The organism is Wolbachia endosymbiont (group A) of Hedychridium roseum (assembly GCF_964028325.1).
Lineage (GTDB): Bacteria > Pseudomonadota > Alphaproteobacteria > Rickettsiales > Anaplasmataceae > Wolbachia.
The window spans coordinates 862,737-883,222 of sequence record NZ_OZ034755.1 but is presented as its reverse complement, the minus strand read 5'-3'; the positions used below and the strand labels follow the sequence as shown (position 1 = coordinate 883,222).

Here is a 20,486-nt window from a genome sequence, read left to right as displayed (position 1 = left end):
TGTCAAGCACTGGGATGACAAAAGAGAGCAATTCCGCTGCTTGTTAGCGGGATCTATATATACCACAAATAAGTCGCTGTATGACGTAGAGACTATCTTGCCATCAAGAAACATAATGAAATTAGAGTTATTATTTCAAAATATAGCTAATAGCTTTGCTTTCTATAACCAAATCGCAGTTGCAGTATCAGGTGGTGTAGATAGTATAGTCTTACTGCACTTAATGACTAACTGGGCAAAAAAAAACAAGCTTTCACTTCCTATAGCATTAACAGTAAATCATGGGTTACGTTCAGAGTCTCAAAAAGAAGCTGATTTTGTTACAAGTTATGCAAAAGAACTTGGAGCAAAGGAATCGTTCATATTAAATTGGGAGAAGCAAAATATTAAAGGTAATATTCAATTACAGGCACGAAAAGCACGATATAAGTTACTAGCAGAGTGTTGTAAAAACAATAATGTTAAATGTTTGCTCGTTGCTCATCACAAAGATGATCAAGCAGAAACGTTCTTATTAAGATTGGAGCGAGGTAGTGGCGTAGATGGATTATCATCAATGGATTACAAATCTTTCTTAAATGGTATTTATATATTTAGGCCATTGTTAAATTTTAGTCGTAGTGAAATAGAAAAGTACGCTAAGCTTCACCGGTTAAAATGGATCGAAGATAGAAGCAACTATAACTTAAAATACAGGCGAACTTTATACCGTAGCTTACTTAAAGCAAGTGACAATCAAGAGATTTTAACAGAGCGAATATGCCTCACAGCCCTTCATATGAAAAGAGCTGCAAAAGCGTTGATGCACTACACACGCCTTGCATTTAATGACTGTGTTAATGTTCATGATCTTGGTTATATTGAAATTAAACTAAGTGAATTTTATCAATTGCCAGAGGAAATAGCCTTGAGGCTTCTTCTTTACTCTATAATGGCAATTGCCAGTAAACATTATAAACCAAGGTACAATAGCCTTATTGCGATATTTAATAAAATATTGCAAAAGGATAGTAATGTTAACTGTACACTTTCTGGGTGCAAAATAAGAAAATATGGAGAAAATATCTTAATAATTAGAGAATCGTCAAAGATACAAGAAATTACCGTAAACCTACCTTTAAATGAACCTACTCAATGGGATAACAGATTTAGCTGCACAATACTCGGAAATCAAGAGTGTTCAGTTATCATCGCTCCATTAAAAAAAACACAAAAAGTTCCTGAATTTCTGAAGGATTACAACTGCTGCCCTGAAGTCTTTTATTCTTTGCCTACAGTACAAAAAGATGGAAAGGTACTTGCTTATCCTGATGTAATTCATGATACAAAAGACATCAATAGTAATAAGGTTCAATTCATTATTAGTTGCATAATACAAAAAAATCTTATATTATCGATATAGTATGATCGATGATGAAAATTTATCTTAGTGAGGGATTATAATGAAAATAACTTGGCGAGAGTTCTTTAAATTCATTTTCCCTTTGTTATGTTTAGCAATTGCTGCTTTTATTTATCTTATGTATATTCTGTTTCTTAGAATTAAGACTGCTACGGACACTATACTTTTTATGCCTATCATTAAAAATCCGCTGTAGTAACTTGTGTAGTGGCAGGTACTGCAGCTGTACTTTTTGTGTTTGGGGCAATATGTGTTGTTGTTTATGAACTAATGACATCACCTAAAGTAACGAATGAACAAAAAGTAACACTTTATGATGTTGCAGTTTCAGACGATGTAAGACGAGAGTTAAGAAAGATTTGTAAACTTCAGTCAAAAAGGGAAATAGAAATAGACGAAAAGCTAAATTATGCGCAAGACACAGGATACATTTTTTATGGTCCACCGGGGACTGGCAAAACTTTGCTTGCTAAAGCAATTGCAAATGAAACTAAATCTTCATTTATAAGTGTTTCTGCATCTGAGTTTATTCAGCGGTATGTTGGCACTGGTCCAGGAAATATACGTAAGCTTTTTGAGAAAGCAAGAAAAAATGCTCCTTGTATAGTTTTTATAGATGAAATTGATTCTGTTGGTGAAAAGCGCTGTGATGGTAGCAGTTATGGTCATCAAGCGTATACAGAAACTTTAAATCAGTTATTGACTGAATTGGATGGCTTCAAATCTAGAGAGGGTGTGATAGTAATTGCTGCAACTAATCGTATGGGTGTTTTAGATTCTGCACTCACTAGGAGTGGTCGTTTGTCCAAGCACATTAATATTCCTTTACCAGACGAAAACCTACGTGAGAAAATATTAAATCTTTATATGAAGGACACACCAAGAACAGAAGATCTAGATCTTACAGAACTTGCAGGTAGAACTAAAGGTTTTTCAGGAGCTGATTTATTTAATTTAGTAAATTCTGTAAAAGATTTTGCCAGAAATCGTATTGTAAAAGAGGACACAGAAGAAATCGTTATTACCATGAATGATGTTAGTAATGCACTTGAAAAGCTTAAGGATGAATTTCAAAAGCCTGAGAATGAAGAAGCAAATGTAGGAAATGTGTTCAGACTCTTTTTAGTATAGCTCCAAGGAATTCTAATGGACTTACTAGTACGTGAATTTATAGCAGATGAAGTTAATTATTGTTCATGAAAAAAAACACACTGAGTGGTGGTCACAATTAAATACACCTTTTAAATTTACAACTGCTGCCCTGAAGTCTTTTATTCTTTGCCTACAGTACAAAAAGATGGAAAGGTGCTTGCTTATCCTGATGTAAATTATAACGAAAAAAATACCAATGACGATAAGGTTCAATGCATTATTAATAGCACGATAAAACAAAATTTGGTAAGCTTGATTAGTACTTAGTTAGAAATAGAAATGAAAAAATTTTTAGAAGGCTTATTGATCTGGTTAGTAATTATTGTTCTTATTTCAGTTGTTTATATTCAGTTCAGCGGAAATGTAGGTAGAAGTAAAACAACCATACCTTTTTCGGAATTTTTAACTAGACTAGAAGACAATGATGTAGAAAATATTGTCATAAAAAACCAGAGCATTGAGGGCAAGTTTAGGGATGGTTCAAGTTTCAACTCAAGCGGTGTTATATATAGCGACCTAATAAAAAATTTACATGATAGAAAAGTGAGATTCTCCTTTTCAACTGGAGATTCTGCCATGAGCGTAATTGGTGGATTACTTATCTCATGGGTCCCAACATTTATCTTTATTGGCTTTTTGCTATTCTTTCTTAAACAAACACAAGCGGGGGGCAACAGAACTATAAGCTTTGGCAAGTCAAGGGCTAGACTCATGACTAGTGGGAAAAAAGTAACATTTGATGATGTTGCCGGAATTGATGAAGCAAAAGAAGAGCTAGTAGAAATCGTTGATTTCCTTAAACAAAGGCAAAAATTTCAAATATTAGGTGGAAAAATACCAAAAGGGTGCCTTTTAATTGGCTCTCCTGGAACTGGTAAAACTTTACTTGCTCGTGCAATTGCAGGAGAAGCTAATGTGCCATTCTTTAGCATTTCTGGATCTGATTTTGTTGAGATGTTTGTTGGTGTTGGTGCGAGCCGTGTTCGTGATATGTTTGATCAAGGCAAGAAAAATGCTCCTTGTATAATTTTTATAGATGAGATAGATGCGGTGGGTAGACATCGTGGCATTGGTCTTGGTGGTGGTAATGACGAAAGAGAACAAACATTAAATCAGTTATTAGTTGAGATGGATGGCTTTGAGTCTAATGAGGGCGTAATAATAATTGCTGCGACTAACCGTCCGGATGTCTTAGATCCAGCACTGCTTAGGCCTGGTCGTTTTGACCGGCAGATTACTATTTCTTTACCCGATATAAATGGGCGCGAGAAAATATTAAATACGCATATAAAGAAAATATCAATGGCCCCTGATGTAAATGTGAAAACAGTTGCAAGAGGAACACCTGGTTTTTCAGGGGCTGATTTAGCAAATTTAGTGAACGAATCTGCGCTTATTGCTGCAAGAAGAAACAAGAAGATTGTTACCATGGATGATTTCGAATATGCACGTGATAAAGTGATGATGGGTGTGGAAAGGCGATCTCTCATTATGACAGAAGAGGAAAAGAGACTGACTGCATACCATGAAGCTGGCCATGCGATGATTGCTGTTAATATGCCTGCTTCTGATCCTATACACAAAGCAACAATTATTCCACGCGGTAAGGCACTCGGTTTAGTTATGAGACTACCAGAAACAGATAGAGTGTCCCTCACAAGAGAAAAGATACTAGCAGATATAACTGTTGCAATGGGTGGACGTGTGGCAGAAGAGCTAATTTTTGGCTATGATAAAGTCACAAGCGGCGCATCTTCAGATATAAAACTAGCATCAGATTTATCACGTTCTATGGTAACAAAATGGGGAATGAGCGACAAAATAGGTCCGATCTATCACAATCGCGAACAAACTATGCATGGTTCTGAGATAATTTCTGAAGATACGTTAAAACTTATAGATGAAGAAGTGAAGAAAGTTGTGTCTTCTTGCTATGAAAAAGCGAAAGACATTTTGACCAAGCATAAGAAAGGCTTAGATCTCATTGCCGAAAATCTACTGGAGTTTGAAACTTTAACAGGAGATGAAATAAAGGACATATTAAGCGGAAAAAAAATTGTTAGAGAGGAAAATGAGAAGAATGAGAAAATAAAAAAATCCTCTCTCTATTAGATCTGACCCTAGCTTAAAATGCTAATCAGCTAACGCTGCAATAAAACATTCAGAATTGTAACTGTCAATATAAATTGTATTAGAATATTCATAATGTTGCATTTTCATCACGATAATGCTATCATTCAGTTAGTATTACTGTTTAATGAGGTATGAGTAATGGTTGACGTAGCTTCTATTGGTGTAAATGCAGTCATTGATCATAAGTATAAAAAAAGAGCGCAATTAACTTTATTAGGGCTATTTCTTGTTGTATCAGCAGCAACTGCTGTCTGGTTTCTCTTTCCTGTATCACAAAATGTACTAGTGCCATTTTTGCTCCCAGCCGTATTCTTGTTCTTTACTCTATCTATGGGTTATTACATGTTCATATTTAGTTGTGAAAAAAAATCTTTGGTAAAGAATGTTCTTGGTATGGTTGAACCAGCTGAATCAGTAAAGAGAGTGTATTGCCAAGAAAATATTAAATCCTTATTAGCAGAAGTGAGAAGTACTACGAGAGATAGGTTTTGCAACGCGCTTGTTAATCTTTGTTTTGAAGATCGTAGTAAAGCACACGAACTTGCATTATCTGTGAAAGAAATTGACGATATTGTGTCTTCAATAAAAAATAAAGACCTCTTAGACCATTTTGATCAATTTTTTACTATTACTGAAGTAAGTAATAAAAAAAATAGAAGTGAATTAATGAACCTCACAAGGGCATATAAGATAATAAGTGAAGAAGATCCAGACAAAATACAGGATTTTTTAGCTACTCAAACAAAAAGTTATTCATGTGAAATAATGTTACCTAAAATTAATAATTTTCTATCACAAGTTAAAGGTTCGGTTTAAATTAGTAGAGGTTAAATAAATATAGTTAAGTCTTTGCAATAGTGATTTTATCAATAATCTTAGTGTGTACTTGATTATCATTTTTTGTTTCAATTTCAGTGATGACATGGCACCTAACGGGCTCTTTTATGGCGATTTCTTTAAACCCTTTTCCAACTTTATTATAAAAATTAACATCCATTTCTTCATATTTATTCTTGTCTTTCGCTCTACTTAACCCAACTTTAACATCAATATCTAGAATAAATGTAATATCTGGATATCTAACTCCAGCCAACCTGTGCAAATCTTCTATTAGTTTTAAATCAACTCCAAACCCATATCCTTGGTATGCAATGGTTGAATCAATAAACCGATCACAAATCACTATTTTCCCTTCTGCAAGAGCTGGTAATATTAATTTTTTCATATGTTCGTGCCTCATCGAGATAAGTAGCAAGAGTTCAGAAATAGGATCAATATTATTTGTTAACAACACTCCTCTTATCTTTTCTGCAAAATCAGTGCCACCTGGTTCTCGAGTCGACACTACATTATTTTCGCCGTGAATTTGCTTAAAATGATTTGCAAGTAGCTTAGATTGTGTTGTTTTACCAGAGCCGTCTATTCCTTCGAAAGTTATGAACATAAGTTTTATAATTATAATACTAAAAAAGAATATGCAAACAGTATACATAGAAACCGTTTGACATTTAAATAATAAGACCGTAAATTACATATGGTATAATAATAGTCTATGGTTGCTCTGAATACTCCTAAAGTCGATTTTAGTTTTACTGCAAAAGATTTTAATCTTTTGGGAGTAGACAATAAATACTATACATTAAGTGACTGTTGTGGAAAAAATGGTCTTATTGTAATGTTTATATGCAATCACTGTCCTTACGTTCAGTCAATTATTAGCAATCTGGTAAGCGATGTTGATCAATTGAAAAAAGATTATCAGGTAAACACCGTTGCAATAATGTCAAATGATGTAAATGAATATCCAGAAGATTCCTTTGAAAATATGATTAATTTTGCCAAGGAAAATAAGTTTACATTTCCATATTTAATTGATAGTACACAGAAAATAGCTAAAGAATACGGGGCTGTTTGCACTCCTGACTTTTTTGGCTTTAATTCCAATTTAAACCTTTGCTATCGTGGACGTTTTAATGACACAAAAAAAGAAAAGGTTCAAAGCTATGAAATAGGAAGTAGTGACTTATTTCAAGCTATGAAATTTATTGCAGAAACTGGTAATTCTCCAATTGACCAAAAATCAAGTATTGGCTGCTCAATTAAATGGTCTAATTCTACAGGTTAAATATCATGCACAGTGGCTCTCAGCATTTGTTTGATATTATAATTTTACTTTCTGCTGCTGTGTTTATAGTCATAGCGTTCTGGAAAATGAATATTAGTCCAGTGCTCGGTTACTTCGTTGCAGGTGCAGTTATTGGTTCTCATGGATTTAATCTGATACACTCAGCTGAAGCAATGGATAATCTTGCAGAATTTGGTGTAGTTTTCCTATTATTCATTATAGGCCTTGAATTGACATTTGAACGCCTGATCGCTATGCGTATTCATGTATTTGGGTTCGGTTCTCTTCAAGTTATAGTTACCATGGTAGCAATATGGTGCATCGCTCTTGCTTTCGGAGTGAATACGAATATAGCAACAGTTATTGGTGGTGGGCTTGCGCTATCCTCAACAGCAATAGTGTTGCAGGTTCTGCAAGAAAAAGGTTCTCAAGCAAGTCAGGTTGGTAGGTTGTCAATAGCAGTACTATTAATGCAAGATTTTGCAGTGGTACCATTAATAGTATTGGTACCTTTACTTGCTGGCAATTCTGAGCACAGCCTGATAAGCTCATTGGCAGGTTCATTGGTGCAAGCAGCTATTGCATTAGTGCTGATATTTATAACTGGTAGATTATTGCTTAGACCTTTATTTTCGGTTATTGCTAAAATGGAAAGTAATGAGGTCTTTATATCAACAACGCTTTTAATAGTATTAGGAGCAGCATTTATTACTGAGCAATTCCATTTATCGTTGGCATTAGGTGCATTTGTCGCTGGATTGTTAGTTGCAGAAACAGAATACAGACACTCAGTAGAACACGCAGTATTGCCATTTAAAGATTTGTTTCTTGGCTTATTTTTCATGACTGTTGGTATGTCTATCAATACCGAACTTTTACTCAACAAGTTACCACTAATTACTTTATTATCGATTATCCTTATCGTTTTAAAAACATCTATCATATATATATTGTGTAGATTTTTTGGGTTTAAGAGTGCACCTGCTATACAAGCTGGGTTACTACTTTCACAAGGCGGTGAATTTGCGTTTATTTTATTTCGCTTAGCAAATGAACTAAATGTGCTACCAAGTGAAATCGCTCAAGTACTTATGATGGTAACTACAGTAACCATGGCTTTCACTCCTCTTTTATCGGGGCTTGGAGATTGGATAGCAAACTCATTTAGCACTGAGAAAATAATATTAGATGATGAAGCTGTTGAAACAGATACACAAGATCTTTATAACCATGTAATAGTTGCTGGATTTGGTAGAGTGGGATATATGGTAACAAAAATGCTTACTGCAGAGCATTTAAGTTACGTTGTTGTAGATATTCAATCAAAAATAGTCAAAGAAGGAAAAAGTGATAGTTTTCCTATATATCTTGGAGATGTTACAAGATGTGAAATTTTAAAATCAGTAGGAATAGAAAGAGCTCAAGCTCTCGTTATTTCAATAAAGAATGAAGTTACTATAAAAAAAGTTGTTTCCTTAGTTGCTGCAAATTTTCCGCATGTAAATATTGTAATACGCTTACCAGATCTGAGTAATGTGGAGGTTTATAGAGATCTAGGAGCTAGTAAAATTATTCCTGAAACATCTGAGATAGGATTGCAGCTAGGTGGAGCTGCACTGAGCCTCAGTGGTATTAGCGAAAGTGGAGTTACGTCTTTAAAAAGTAGATTTAGAAAAGGCAATTACAGTATGTTAAAAGACCTTGGTAGTGATAAAGATGAATAACTACTTTTCTAATTTTATGTACAGAAAGCTTCAAGCTTTATTGAGGCTTTGCCTATAGTAAATTACGCACATAATCAACCAAGTTAAGGAAAGTGCAAACCAAGTGATTGCATATTCCAAATGCTTCATTGGCTGTATAGCTACTTTGCTGCCAAAATTGTTCGGCCACAATACACACTTCTCTAGCTTAATACCTAACTCATTGGAAATTTCCTCTGTACTCAGGGTAAACCATGTATTCGAAGCAGTATCGTTTTTGATGAACCAATTTTTGCTTTTATTGCTATCGCAATATAAAGTTCCATCTGCAACTACTTTTTCAATTTTTACTTTTTTCTCCTTTTTTTCTCTGACTATTCCTTTATTCACCAACATGTAACGTCCAGTGGTGAGCAACATAGGAGACAGCACGTGATAGCCGTGTTGCCCTGCAAAAACATATAGTTCTATGTCACTTAGAATCCCATCGATCTTGACATGCCTATAGTTAAATTTTTCAAGGTCGTTATTGGGCAATAGATGAACAACTGGAAGACTCATACTTTTAATAATATTATTCTTCCAGTTCAATCTGAATACTTGCCATAATCCTAATAAAAAAAGAAGCAAGCAAGGTATAATTAAAATAAATACTGTTTTTTTTAACACTCTATATTTGTGTTCTTAAATAGTTTTCAACACCCATTAGTTCAATAAGGTCTATCTGTTTCTCAATCCAATGGAAGTGCTCTTCTTCATTTTTTAACATTTCTTCTAATAACATTACACTAACAAAATCTTTTTCTTTCTCAGCGATAGAAATCGTTTCTTTGATATCCTTAATACCTTTTCCCTCTAATTTTAAATTAGCCTCTAAGATTTTCTGTATTGTGTCTTTTGCAAACTTTCCATCATACTTTGATATTTCATTTGTATCTTGAAAATTTGGTACGCCTTTAAGCAATAAAATTCTTTCTGCCAACTTGTTTGCATGTTCAAGTTCTTCGTTAAGCTCATTTTTTACCTTTTCTGCAAGTCTATTAATTCCATTGTTTTTGAGAACCGCAAAATGCAAAAGATACTGACGTACAGAAGTCAGCTCATTGGTCAATAATTTGTTCAAATGTTTTACTATCTCTTCATTCATAATCTTCCCTTAGTTCAATTTATCAGCATAATTTATATGATAACGATGATTATAGCAACTCATTTAATAGTTCCTTTGATAACAATCGTATTAAATAGCATGTCGTGGTATGTCTGTTTCTTTTTAGAAAAACAAGCAACTAGATACCAGCAGAGAGTGAGCAGCATTATAATTACTTTCAATGCACTCAAGACATTCACTAATACCTCCTGATCTTGCAAAAATTCAGTAAGGACAACTACTACACTGTTTAACAAAGGAAGAAAAAACTGGGAAGTGCTTCTGTCAAACGCTAAATTCAAGTCTATTTTAGAATTATCTAAATTGATAGTACATATATTCATTAACTGTTGACCTGGAGTTGCTTGGGCCTTTGAAGATATAAAATATGTGAAGTAACTACAATTTACACACATGTATGATAGATGTAAGATCAACGGAGAATCCTCTAATAGCAGTATAATTAATAAAGTTGGAATTAATAAAATTGCTACATCTATTAAATATGCGCAAAAGCGCCTTTGTATACTGGCAATCTCTGTAACAGCGGTCATTACCTATCTTCTAAATACTTTATTATAAAATCTGTAAGTTTATCAAAATGTTGAAAACATGACAAATCTTCATAACCGCTTATTGATTGACCGTATATAATAGGTAAACAATTGGCATTTTGTGCACACAGAACATCTGTGATGCTATCACCAACGAAAAACACATTTTCTCTATTTATAGGCAACGTACTCTCTTCTAGTGCAAATAGCAGTGGGGTTGCAGATGGTTTATCTTCCGCGGTATCGCATGACCCAACTACTCTTTCAAAGTAAGAATCTAGTTTAAAATAGGCAACTTCTTTACGTAAATTAGTATTTTTCTTATTACTTACTATTGCTAGATAAATATTGTGGCTTTTCAGTGTCTGCAACATTTTCTCTACTCCTTGATTCAGAGCAATGTTTTGCAATAGTGCATCGTCTAAATATTGTTGATATATCTGGTTCGCTTTTTTCCACTGATCGCCAAATAAATTGACCATATAGCTCTTTCTCGACTCATGGGAATTTCTATCAGCAGCTTTATTACTATACCCCATTGAGTTTATGGTATGCTTAATAGCATTAAAAATGTTATCTTGAGTGTCAACTAAGGTATTATCCCAATCGAATACTACTGCTAATTGACTATCCTTCATCTCTTATATGGTTATACATTTCAACTTAATAAGTAAATAGCATTTTAATAAAAAAAATATAAATAGGACGCTCTTACTCTTTACCACAAGTTATGTTAACTGTTTTTTATATAATTAGCTAATATACTGGTTATATGATATGTTTTAATAGGTAACAGGTATGGCCCAGACATCTAAAGAAAGTGTTGAAAAAAAGTTTAAAGGTGTCTTTGAACGTTCTCCAGGTGCTTTTCCAGAAGGTACTCCGTTAGAAGAGAAGGTTAATTATATTGCAAAAGGAACAAAGGCTCTAAAGGCTATGAAAAGTAAAGAGCTCGAAAACAAAATGAAAAGCGTTGCAGAATTGAATCAGAAATTTGAAAGTCAAAAAAGGCGTACAGATGAAAAAATACGTCAAGATTTTGAAAGAATTGCTAAGCTTGACCAACAATATAAAGGGAAGGGCATCTTCACAAGTGAAAAAGTTGCAGAATCAAAAAATGACAAAAAATTTCAAGAAGCAGCCAACACTCTTAGAGAAACTACAGCAGAAGGTAAAAGCGTTGAACAGAGTGGACAAAAAAAGACTTCTGAGGCTTCTGTACAAACAGATACACAGCCATCAGAGCACATCGTTAGTCCCTCAGTGAGCAAGAGTTCTGTAAAAGAGAAGCCCAACACTGAGCCAGGCAAAAAAGATACCACACCTCAACCACAAGAAAATCAAAAAGAAGAAGGGTTTTTGAGTCTTCTGAAGCGCTTTGTTAAGAAAATATTAGAAAAACTTTTAGGTGAGGATGAAAAGAGTGTGGAAAATGCTCGTGGCATAAAAGAAGATGCTCAAAGAGATACGTCAAATAACGAAGAGCAACAAAAGAGTAAGCACTTTGATAAAATTTTAAATCAGGACCAAAGTATAAGCGAGGGTTTGAAGCAGGCAACAAAGCTTGAAAACCCAACGATAACACCTGTTAATACTCCTGAAGTAAATACAGGTCGTGAAAGGTGATCCGCTTTCAAGCTTCATTATACCGCCACGAACCATCATACCGCCGCGGTATCTCTAGATCCCGCTAACAAGCAGCGGGATGACGATTGTCGTTTAGCTATAAATATTTAAGAAATTTACCAAACGGAAAAAAAGGCAAAAGAAGCCCTGGTCATTGTCTATTTTCTGTATTGGCGTTTTTTTAAGTCTTAAACGCTGCAATTTAGCTGCTTTTAAGTGCAACTAACCTTAGCTTAAATGTTTAAGAAATTTACTAAGCAGAAAAAAAGGCAAAAGAAACCCCGTGTTAGCTAGTTGTCACTCTCTAATCCTGCAAATTGGCGTACTATACTGTCTTAAACGACTTATAAGCGCGTTTCAGCTTATATAGGTAAAAACCCAGAAATGTTGTGAAGACATAAGGTGCACATAGTGCAAAAAATTAAAAATAAGACGCCAACTACGTTGTTTTCTTGCTGTTTAATCTGCACAGATGAAGATAAATGAATACCTTCAGTTTCATGATAAGGGGGTTGGCGAAGGGTGTCAAGGAATTTTTATGCAAGAGATCCCATAAATTGGGTGTCATAATATGGCGGCTACATTAATTTTGGCGTGCGTGACCTTGAAAGATTGCAGTGCAATACTTAGATTATTAGGGTAGTAGGCAAATAATGGAGCTCAAAATGCATAACGTACAAGAAACTGAAAATTTAAAATTTGACGCTGAAGTAGGGAAAGTACTGAATATAGTGATTCATTCACTTTATACTAATAAGGACATTTTTCTGCGTGAGTTAATATCAAATGCATCGGATGCATGTGATAAATTGCGCTATGAATCTCAATCTAATTCAAATTTGCTAGATTCAAGTGATGAGTTAAAAATCACTATTAGCTCCAATAAAGATAAGAACGAGCTATATATCACTGATAATGGCATCGGAATGAACAGACAAGATTTAATAGATAACCTTGGTACAATTGCAAGCTCTGGTACGCAAAAGTTCTTAGATGCGATTAAAAATAGCAAGGATTCAAGCCAAGCTGTGGAGCTGATTGGGAAGTTTGGTGTTGGTTTTTACTCAAGCTTTATGGTTGCATCAGAAGTAATAGTAGAGTCAAGAAAAGCTGGAGAGGAGGAGTCTTGGGTCTGGAAATCCAAGGGAGATGGAGAGTATTCGATAAGTAAACTAGATAATCAAATTTCTCGTGGAACTAAAATTACACTCATTATGCGTCCTGAAGAGAATGAGTTTTTAGATAAATTTCGTGTTGAAAACATTGTCACTACTTACTCTGATCACATAAATTTTCCTGTTGAATTCATAAATGAAGAAGGAAAAAGTGAAAAGTTAAACAGTAAGGCTGCAATTTGGACTAAGCCAAAAAATGATGTTACTCAAGAGGAACACAATGATTTTTTCCGCAGTGTTGCTCACGTTGGCGGGGAGCCTTGGATGATATTGCATAATAAAAATGAAGGTGCAATAGAATATACAAATTTGCTTTATGTTCCCTCTATTAAACCTTTTGATTTATTTCATCCAGATAGACGTTGCTCTGTTAAGTTATATGTAAATAAAGTATTTATCACTGAAGATAACGTACAGATCATACCGCAGTATTTACGTTTTCTGAAAGGTATTGTTGATTCACCGGACTTGCCTCTTAATATCAGCAGAGAAACGCTGCAGAATAATCGTGTTGTTGAGCAAATCAGAAAATCCTTAACTAAACGCGCGATATCAGAGCTCGGTAAAAAGGCAAAAGAGAATTTAGAGGAATATACAAAATTCTGGACCAATTTTGGTGCAGTATTAAAAGAGGGTCTTTGTGAAGCTATGCCAACTGATGAGAGAGAAGCGCTACTCTCGATTTGCAGATTTCATAGCACTGGTGATGAGAAATTAGTCAGCATTGATGACTACATAAGCAGAATGAAGCCTGAGCAGGAACATATCTATTATCTCACCGGGAATAGCCTCGATTCAGTGAAAAACAGTCCGCAACTTGAGGGATTCGTCAGTAAAGGACTAGAAGTGCTCCTATTTGTTGATCCAGTTGATGATTTCTGGACTAGCGTGATTCATGAATATAAAGATCAAAAATTTAAGTCTGTGACCCGCGCTGATGTTGATTTGGAAAAATTCTCTTCAGAAGAAGATAAAAAAGATGAGGAAAATAAGCAAGATGAAGAAAAGACTGAAGAAAATACGGACTCTATACTGCAATATTTCACCAAGGTTCTTGGCAATTCAGTGAAAAGCGTGAAAATCTCAAAAAAACTGACTGACAGCCCTGTATGTCTAGCAGTTGATGAAGGTGCTATGGATCTTCGCATGGAGCGTTTTTTGCGTGAACAAAAGCAGCTAAATTACCGCACGCCAAAGGTACTGGAAATTAACACTAAGCATCCTGTAATAAAAAGCATAATGAAATCTCACGCTGAAAATGGTGAAAACCCAACATTGGAAGACATGATTCATTTATTATTTTACCAAGCTTGCATCGTGGAAGGTGAAGAGATGGATGATGTAAGTCTGTTTGCTAAGAGAGTTAATAATTTGCTTGGCAAGATTGTTGTCTAATACTATACTAGATTAGTTATTTATGTGAGGTAATATATAATTAATCTACTTAGAAAACCTATTCCACAAACAGCAGGTGTTACAGGAAAAGGTAAAAGCAGGAATAATTCTAGGAATCTAACTAAAATTGCAGGATTTAACCAAAAGAAGTTATTAGAGATGATCAACTTCGCTATGGTAGGCTATTATGTTAGTGATTGTGGTTGTAAAAACAATGAGTTTGTTAAGCTAAAGAAAGGAGGATATAAAACTCCTGCTCAACTTGAGAAAGAGGGTTACAAAGTTGTTCAATTTCATGGCATTATTTCTGACCAAGAAGTTCGACATACTGGTTATGTTTTCATAAGGGGTAAGGAAGTAACTATAGCATACCGCGGTACTTGTAATTCTTATGACTTCAAGAGAGATGTTGAAATACCTTTAATTCGTCAATATGAACTTCTGCCCAAAGGTGGTAAAATTCACCTAGGCTTCTACTCCGTATTTGAAAATTCCTGGGAGAGCCTTTACGGGATATTAAAAGGATATGCTAACGATCAAGGATTAGAAATCAGAGATTTAAAAATTAATCTTACAGGTCACAGCATGGGAGGTGCTGTCGCTAACATAGCTGCTCTATGTTTAAGTGTAACAGAGGATGCAAAAGATTTGCATATTGCAACTTTTGGTGCACCAAGGGTTTTTAACCGTAATGCTGCTAAAGTCTGTAATGAGCTCTTCGGAAGAAAGACTATTAGAGTAGTTGATCGATCAGATTCCATACCTTCATTACCACCTAATTTTATGGGCTATAAACATGTAGGCAAACAATTAAAAATAGGAAGACATTCCGTGCCGGCGCTACATGACCACAAATTGGAAGTTTATCATGATCTTATTTTAAAAATAAAGCCAAAAAATTTTAAGTCGGATAATAATACATCTGCAACATGCTACATCCTTTCCCGGACTGCTAGGGAAGTGTATGATGTACTAACTGTACCCAGTTGTCTTATTCCAAGCACCCATTCAAGTAGCGATAAACAATATTTTGAACGAGTGAAAGATCAACATAAGAATGCTTCATTCTCTGAAATAATTAATATATATTCTGAGCTCAGCAATAGAAATGATAAATTTCTTGACAAAGATAGAAGAAATGGTATTATGGGTGACATAAGGGCTTCAATAAAGAAGCCCAGAGGCAATTATAATAAGGAGGGTGTAATGACCAAATTTAAAGAACAAAGTGAAAAGTCAGTCAGTTTGGGAGGAGGACTTCCTAATATTGACAATTTGACTAATTCTAAAGGAGGATCGACGATCAATTTGAGGGAACAAAACAAAAGGGATGAGACTAGTTTGGTAGAATCGTTTGAAAAATGGGCCAATTCGGGGGAAATTTTTGATATTGGCAGTCCGAATAATCTTGAAGAAGGTGAAAAGACTGTGGTTGAACGTGTAGAATATTTTAACAAGTATTTGAACAATCCTAAACCTAGTAAGCACACCCGTCTAGGAGTACCTACTATGGGTGTCAATCAGGTCCATTTAAAACAAAGTAAAAAGAAGTCAGTCAGTTTGGGAGGAGGACTTTCCGATGTTAATATTTTGACCAATTCGGGAATAGAAACTCCTGATGCTGACAAGTCGACCAACTCTAAAGAGGAGAGACAAAGTAAAAAGGGGTCGGTTCAGAAAAGACTTTCTAATTTTTTCCGTCCTAAAAAAAAGACACAAAGTAATGAAAGGTCGACCAGTTTGAGAGAACTTTTTACTCTTCGAGAAACGATAAATGAGGCCGAGGCAGAAATTAATGGTTTGCAGGGCGAGGAAAAGAATCAACAAGAAAGCAAACTTAAAGAAATTAAGGAATTGTTTCCGTTTTCTAGGATTCAAACTAACCAAGGAAAGGCCATAGAAGAAATTCTTTGTAATGTTCTTGAGAGTGTTGATCTTGAGACAGTAAAACTTATAGTGGGACAGAAAAAAATTTATATAACTGCATCTGCTGAATTTGCTTGACGGGAAGCATTAAGCAAAGCCAAGACAAAAGTTGCTAGTTTAGAGGGCGAGGAGAAAAGTAAACAAGGAGGCAAACTCAGAGAGATTGTGAAACTTCTTAGTGAATGGCTTGTAATTCAAAATGATCATGCACCATCAGTAAGTGATGAGCTAGATTCTTCAAGTAAAGATGTTAGTGATACTACAGGTACTCTTGCTAATCAGTCTACTGAATACATAACACTACAAACAAGTGATACGCCAGATTCCTCAAGTGATGAGGAGGATAATCACCAGCGTGAAAGTGAAGATAATCCACAACCAGAAACTTTAGTTAACGATACAAACACCTTGGATGATAATGCTAGTCTCTCAAGCAGTGATGAGCATAGCAGCACCTCTTCAAATGCTGGCGATGTGTCTACAACTGAAGATATTACTGACAATGAAGAGCCTGTGGTAACTACAACAGATAGTAAAGAGGGTAATGATCAACCTACAGGTAAAGGTGATTCACAAGGTCCGCAGATTATTGTCATCTGTAATTCTAATAACGTAGTTGTTGAAGATAACGATGTTGAAACGCACCCACAAAGTACAAAAAGTAGTAAGCTGCCTGTTATAGCTGCTTCTGCACTAGCACTAGCTGGAGTTGCTTCGGGAGCGGCTATTGTAGTTTGCCTAGAGATGTTAGCAGTGGGAATAGCAGTTGGAGCTTGTTGTTTAGTTGCTGCTGTAATCATATATTGCTGTAACAGACCTTCAAGTTCACTTGAGGGTGGTAATGTTGAACCTGTAGCTAACAGAAAGTTTGTTGAAACAGTAAGTTGAAGAATAAATATTGTAGTTTACCATTTAATAATTTATTATAATTATATTAATTATTAGCGAATGAAAACTTGGTAAACTACGAAGAAATATTCTTAAACAAAATCAAAGATATAAAAGATGAGGGGCGCTACCGTGAATTTATGCACTTTGCGTCATTGCCAGGTAGGCTTCCCCACATTATGGACTATGAAAGAAATAGGGAAGTAATAGTCTGGTGCAGTAATAACTATTTAGGAATGTCACAAAATGAGAAAGTTATTGCCGCTATTCAAAATTCATCAATTGGTGCGGGGGGAACAAGAAATATATCTGGTACAACAAAAGAGGTTGTAGAACTGGAAAAATCCTTAGCTTGTTTGCATAAAAAAGAGGCTGCTTTAACTTTTGCTTGTGGCTACCTTGCTAACCAGACAACACTTAGCACTTTATCGTCTATTATCCCAAATGTAGTAATTTTTTCAGACGAGAAGAACCATTCTTCAATGATAGAAGGCATAAAATCAGGAAAAAGACCAAAACATATATTTAAACACAATGATGTTGATCACTTAGAGCAGTTGTTAAAGTCCGTAGACACAAAAACACCAAAGATAATAGCACTTGAATCCGTATATTCAATGGATGGCGATATAGCGCCGCTTGAAGCGATATGCGATCTTGCAGATCAACATAATGCAATCACCTATTTGGACGAGGTGCACGCAGTTGGCATGTATGGTTCACATGGTGGCGGAATTGCAGAAAGAGAAGGCCTGATGGATAGAATAACCGTCATTCAAGGTACACTATCGAAGGCTTTTGGAGTGATGGGTGGGTATATAGCGTCTTCAAAGAGCTTGGTAGATGTAATAAGAAGTTCCGCTCCAGGATTTATTTTCACCACTGCTATGTCGCCTGTTTTAGCAGCGGCAGCAAAGGCAAGCGTTGAACACCTAAAATCGAGCAACATTGAAAGGGAAAAGCAAAAGCAAGTCGTTGAAAAAGTAAAAAACTCACTGAGAAATACAGGAATTAACTTCATTCCAACAGAAACTCATATAATTCCAATAATAATTGGCGACCCAGAGTTATCCAAAGGAGCATCAAAATTATTATTTGATGAGCATGGAATATACGTTCAACATATAAATTATCCAACAGTGCCAAGAGGAACTGAGCGTTTCCGTATTACCCCTACACCTTATCATACTGATGAAATGATAGAACATTTAACAGAATCTCTTGTAAAAGTTTTTGAGAAGTTGTCTATCTCTGTAGCCTGTTTATGCTATAGCTAGTACAGCCCTACGTCATACCGCGATTTATTCGCGGTATCTCAGCATGGATTCCGCTAACAAGTAGCGGAATGACGAGTTTTACGCTTATCAAATTGTAGGTAAACATAAATTACTTTAGCTATAGTTTTATATCTCCAGCAATGATTAGCCCGTTGTCTTCCGTTAGCCTTCCACCGCTTTCTTGCAGAAAAAGTCTACCGAGCAAGGCTTTATATTTGTTAATTCCAGAGTAAATTATTCCACTGTGCCTTCCTGCTGCAAGGTACGCAAAGCCTAAAATTGTTGAACCGATGGAGCGTACATTACTATTGCCAGGCAGCAATTTATTTAATAAATTACCACTTACATCTATTAGACCCCCTTCACGGCTTTTCACCCGCATTTTTATATGACGAGATCTAAAATCCTCAAGAAAAGCACCTTTCTTTTCTTCTGCCCAAAAAGTTTCTCTAAGAGCCGGAGCATCAATTACAGCTGCCACAACTTTATTTTTATGAATGAGACAGACTGATACTGCAAAATAAACCATGCAACTAGAAAAGTTCTCCCTGCCCTCTATAGGCATAATAAACCAAGTGTAACCGTTATCTTTTATTTCTTGGTCAGTATCATCTTCGGAAATAAACCCATAGTCTCGTTTGTAGTCGTGCAAGCAATCGTATATGGTTTGCTTGGATTTTGAATAAGTTTTATTAATGAAGTCTGCTGATTTAACATTAGAAATTTGCAATTCATTAAAATCGCGCATAAGCTGCCTGGAAGCACTACGCACAGAATCAAGCATCACATTAATTCGTGGTGATGAGATGGACATTCTTCCTTTCACTCTTTCACTCTTTCATAATAGCTGTCATCTGGAGTATATACTACAATTTTATCCTCTTCTTTTATAAACTGAGGCACGTTAACGCGCATTCCGTTTTCTAAAATTGCAGGCTTATAAGAAGCAGTAGCAGTTTGTCCTTTAATAACAGACTCTGTTTCTTTCACAGCAAGTGTAACATAATCAGGTACATGCGCAGAAATTATTTTGTCTTGATAAGTTACTACTTTAATTTTCATATTATCTTGCAAATAAATCTTTTTTTCTCCCAATAAGTCCAAATTTATAGTGATTTGCTCGTAATTACTTGGATGCATAAGATTTACAATGTTTCCTTCAGTGAAAAGGTAAACATACTCCTCTTCATCTAAAATTGCTCTTCTGATTGTTGCATCAGAGCGAAATCTTTCATAGTGTTTTGCTCCGGTTTTAATGTTTTTCATTTCAGCTTGTATGTATGCACCACCTTTACCAGGTTGAGTATGCATAATACCTACAACCAAAAATAATCCGCCGTTATGTTCCAACACCTGACCTGGTCTGATATCGTTAGCTCTTTCTGCCATAATTACATTTTCAGTTCGATCTTACAATTATAAATAGCTTTATATAAATATCAAAGTCTTTATTAGTCAATAAATTCTGGCATATTGAGCACCATATACCTCTCCTTCATGTTTATGTGCGGAAACATTTCTTTGGTAAAAGACAGCATAATGCGTTTTTTTGTGCTGATAACTAAAATTTCTAATATATCCCCTGAGCCGAAATTATATATAGATTTTACATTGCCATATAATTCATTACTTTCCAGCCTTACTTCCATATCTACAAGGTCACTTTGATAAAATTCATTCTCATCATTTAGCTTCGGTAGCTTGCTTCTTTCTATATACAGCTTCTTATTCCTTAAAAGCTCTGCTTCATTACGGGAATTTACTCCGCTGATTGTAGCTATTACTAGATTATCACCTATGACGGATACTAAGTCTATTTTATAATTCTCATCACCACTTATTAGCTCACCATATAAGGAGATATTTTCAGGTTTTTCGGTAAAAGTTTTTAATTTAACAGCTCCTTTAATTCCGTGAGGAGAAGTAATCATTCCGAGGCATACCAGATTGTCGTTCATATTAAGATGATAACTAATGTTGGAT

The 20,486-nt window shown here is 35.2% G+C and carries 19 protein-coding genes and 1 pseudogene; 12 read left to right on the top strand and 8 right to left on the bottom strand.

From position 1 onward, the window contains the following. The first annotated feature begins 115 nt into the window (after positions 1 to 115). The 5 genes and pseudogenes from tilS (at position 116) to ABWU23_RS04220 (ending at position 5,503) form a co-directional block, all read left to right on the top strand. The gene (gene tilS / locus ABWU23_RS04240; RefSeq protein WP_264688043.1) at positions 116 to 1,402 is read left to right on the top strand and encodes a tRNA lysidine(34) synthetase TilS; all 1,287 of its coding nucleotides are present in this window, start codon (positions 116 to 118) and stop codon (positions 1,400 to 1,402) included. Between the two features lie 207 nt (positions 1,403 to 1,609). Continuing rightward, positions 1,610 to 2,533, top strand: a complete 924-nt coding sequence (locus ABWU23_RS04235) for an ATP-binding protein (RefSeq protein ID WP_353270849.1) — start codon at positions 1,610 to 1,612, stop codon at positions 2,531 to 2,533. A 117-nt stretch (positions 2,534 to 2,650) separates the two neighbouring features. Further along, positions 2,651 to 2,821 (top strand): annotated as a pseudogene (locus ABWU23_RS04230) (tRNA(Ile)-lysidine synthetase); the annotation flags it as partial. Between the two features lie 12 nt (positions 2,822 to 2,833). Continuing rightward, positions 2,834 to 4,666, top strand: coding sequence for an ATP-dependent zinc metalloprotease FtsH (ftsH, locus tag ABWU23_RS04225; RefSeq protein ID WP_353270848.1), 1,833 nt, complete (start codon positions 2,834 to 2,836; stop codon positions 4,664 to 4,666). A gap of 159 nt (positions 4,667 to 4,825) precedes the next feature. Continuing rightward, positions 4,826 to 5,503 (top strand): hypothetical protein, encoded by a 678-nt coding sequence (locus ABWU23_RS04220; protein ID WP_264688046.1) that lies wholly within the window; start codon positions 4,826 to 4,828, stop codon positions 5,501 to 5,503. A gap of 25 nt (positions 5,504 to 5,528) precedes the next feature. On the opposite strand, the gene tmk is transcribed toward ABWU23_RS04220, so the two are convergent. Beyond that, positions 5,529 to 6,131, bottom strand: a complete 603-nt coding sequence (gene tmk, locus ABWU23_RS04215; RefSeq protein WP_253302246.1) for a dTMP kinase — start codon at positions 6,129 to 6,131, stop codon at positions 5,529 to 5,531. A gap of 108 nt (positions 6,132 to 6,239) precedes the next feature. On the opposite strand from tmk, the gene ABWU23_RS04210 reads away from it, so the two are divergent. Together ABWU23_RS04210 and ABWU23_RS04205 are read left to right on the top strand one after the other, a co-directional pair. Further along, entirely contained in the window at positions 6,240 to 6,812 is a 573-nt protein-coding gene (locus ABWU23_RS04210) for a thioredoxin family protein (RefSeq protein WP_353270847.1), read from the top strand. Between the two features lie 5 nt (positions 6,813 to 6,817). Then, positions 6,818 to 8,536 (top strand): monovalent cation:proton antiporter-2 (CPA2) family protein, encoded by a 1,719-nt coding sequence (locus ABWU23_RS04205; protein WP_264688048.1) that lies wholly within the window; start codon positions 6,818 to 6,820, stop codon positions 8,534 to 8,536. Positions 8,537 to 8,566: 30 nt separating this feature from the next. Here ABWU23_RS04205 and ABWU23_RS04200 read toward each other — a convergent pair whose 3' ends face one another. From ABWU23_RS04200 to ABWU23_RS04185, 4 genes are read right to left on the bottom strand one after another with little or no spacing between them, the layout of a single operon-like run. Continuing rightward, the gene (locus ABWU23_RS04200) at positions 8,567 to 9,184 is read right to left on the bottom strand and encodes an SURF1 family protein (RefSeq protein ID WP_353270846.1); all 618 of its coding nucleotides are present in this window, start codon (positions 9,182 to 9,184) and stop codon (positions 8,567 to 8,569) included. Position 9,185: 1 nt separating this feature from the next. Further along, complete coding sequence (bfr, locus tag ABWU23_RS04195; RefSeq protein ID WP_253309893.1) at positions 9,186 to 9,662, bottom strand: bacterioferritin; 477 nt, start codon at positions 9,660 to 9,662, stop codon at positions 9,186 to 9,188. A 59-nt stretch (positions 9,663 to 9,721) separates the two neighbouring features. After that, the gene (locus tag ABWU23_RS04190; protein WP_353270845.1) at positions 9,722 to 10,216 is read right to left on the bottom strand and encodes an RDD family protein; all 495 of its coding nucleotides are present in this window, start codon (positions 10,214 to 10,216) and stop codon (positions 9,722 to 9,724) included. Beyond that, positions 10,216 to 10,854 carry an HAD family hydrolase gene (locus ABWU23_RS04185; RefSeq protein WP_253309895.1) on the bottom strand — a complete coding sequence of 213 codons (639 nt, stop codon included), beginning with the start codon at positions 10,852 to 10,854 and terminating at the stop codon, positions 10,216 to 10,218. Before ABWU23_RS04185 ends, ABWU23_RS04190 begins: the two co-directional genes overlap by 1 nt. 160 nt (positions 10,855 to 11,014) lie before the next feature. Here ABWU23_RS04185 and ABWU23_RS04180 point away from each other — a divergent pair, with 160 nt between their 5' ends. The 5 genes from ABWU23_RS04180 (at position 11,015) to hemA (ending at position 18,503) form a co-directional block, all read left to right on the top strand. Further along, on the top strand, positions 11,015 to 11,842 hold the full coding sequence (locus tag ABWU23_RS04180) for a hypothetical protein (protein ID WP_353270844.1): 828 nt from the start codon (positions 11,015 to 11,017) through the stop codon (positions 11,840 to 11,842). Between the two features lie 665 nt (positions 11,843 to 12,507). Next, positions 12,508 to 14,412 (top strand): molecular chaperone HtpG, encoded by a 1,905-nt coding sequence (htpG, locus tag ABWU23_RS04175; protein ID WP_253307230.1) that lies wholly within the window; start codon positions 12,508 to 12,510, stop codon positions 14,410 to 14,412. Positions 14,413 to 14,571: 159 nt separating this feature from the next. Then, complete coding sequence (locus ABWU23_RS04170; protein WP_353270843.1) at positions 14,572 to 16,416, top strand: lipase family protein; 1,845 nt, start codon at positions 14,572 to 14,574, stop codon at positions 16,414 to 16,416. Positions 16,417 to 16,503: 87 nt separating this feature from the next. Continuing rightward, positions 16,504 to 17,226, top strand: a complete 723-nt coding sequence (locus tag ABWU23_RS04165; protein WP_353270842.1) for a hypothetical protein — start codon at positions 16,504 to 16,506, stop codon at positions 17,224 to 17,226. Positions 17,227 to 17,294: 68 nt separating this feature from the next. Next, on the top strand, positions 17,295 to 18,503 hold the full coding sequence (gene hemA / locus ABWU23_RS04160) for a 5-aminolevulinate synthase (protein WP_253307234.1): 1,209 nt from the start codon (positions 17,295 to 17,297) through the stop codon (positions 18,501 to 18,503). 118 nt (positions 18,504 to 18,621) lie between these two features. Here hemA and ABWU23_RS04155 read toward each other — a convergent pair whose 3' ends face one another. From ABWU23_RS04155 to rimM, 3 genes are all read right to left on the bottom strand, one after another. Next, on the bottom strand, positions 18,622 to 19,317 hold the full coding sequence (locus ABWU23_RS04155) for an inositol monophosphatase family protein (protein ID WP_264736261.1): 696 nt from the start codon (positions 19,315 to 19,317) through the stop codon (positions 18,622 to 18,624). Between the two features lie 8 nt (positions 19,318 to 19,325). After that, complete coding sequence (gene efp, locus ABWU23_RS04150; RefSeq protein ID WP_253307236.1) at positions 19,326 to 19,892, bottom strand: elongation factor P; 567 nt, start codon at positions 19,890 to 19,892, stop codon at positions 19,326 to 19,328. 62 nt (positions 19,893 to 19,954) lie between these two features. Next, positions 19,955 to 20,461, bottom strand: a complete 507-nt coding sequence (gene rimM, locus ABWU23_RS04145; protein ID WP_253307237.1) for a ribosome maturation factor RimM — start codon at positions 20,459 to 20,461, stop codon at positions 19,955 to 19,957. Positions 20,462 to 20,486: the final 25 nt, after the last annotated feature.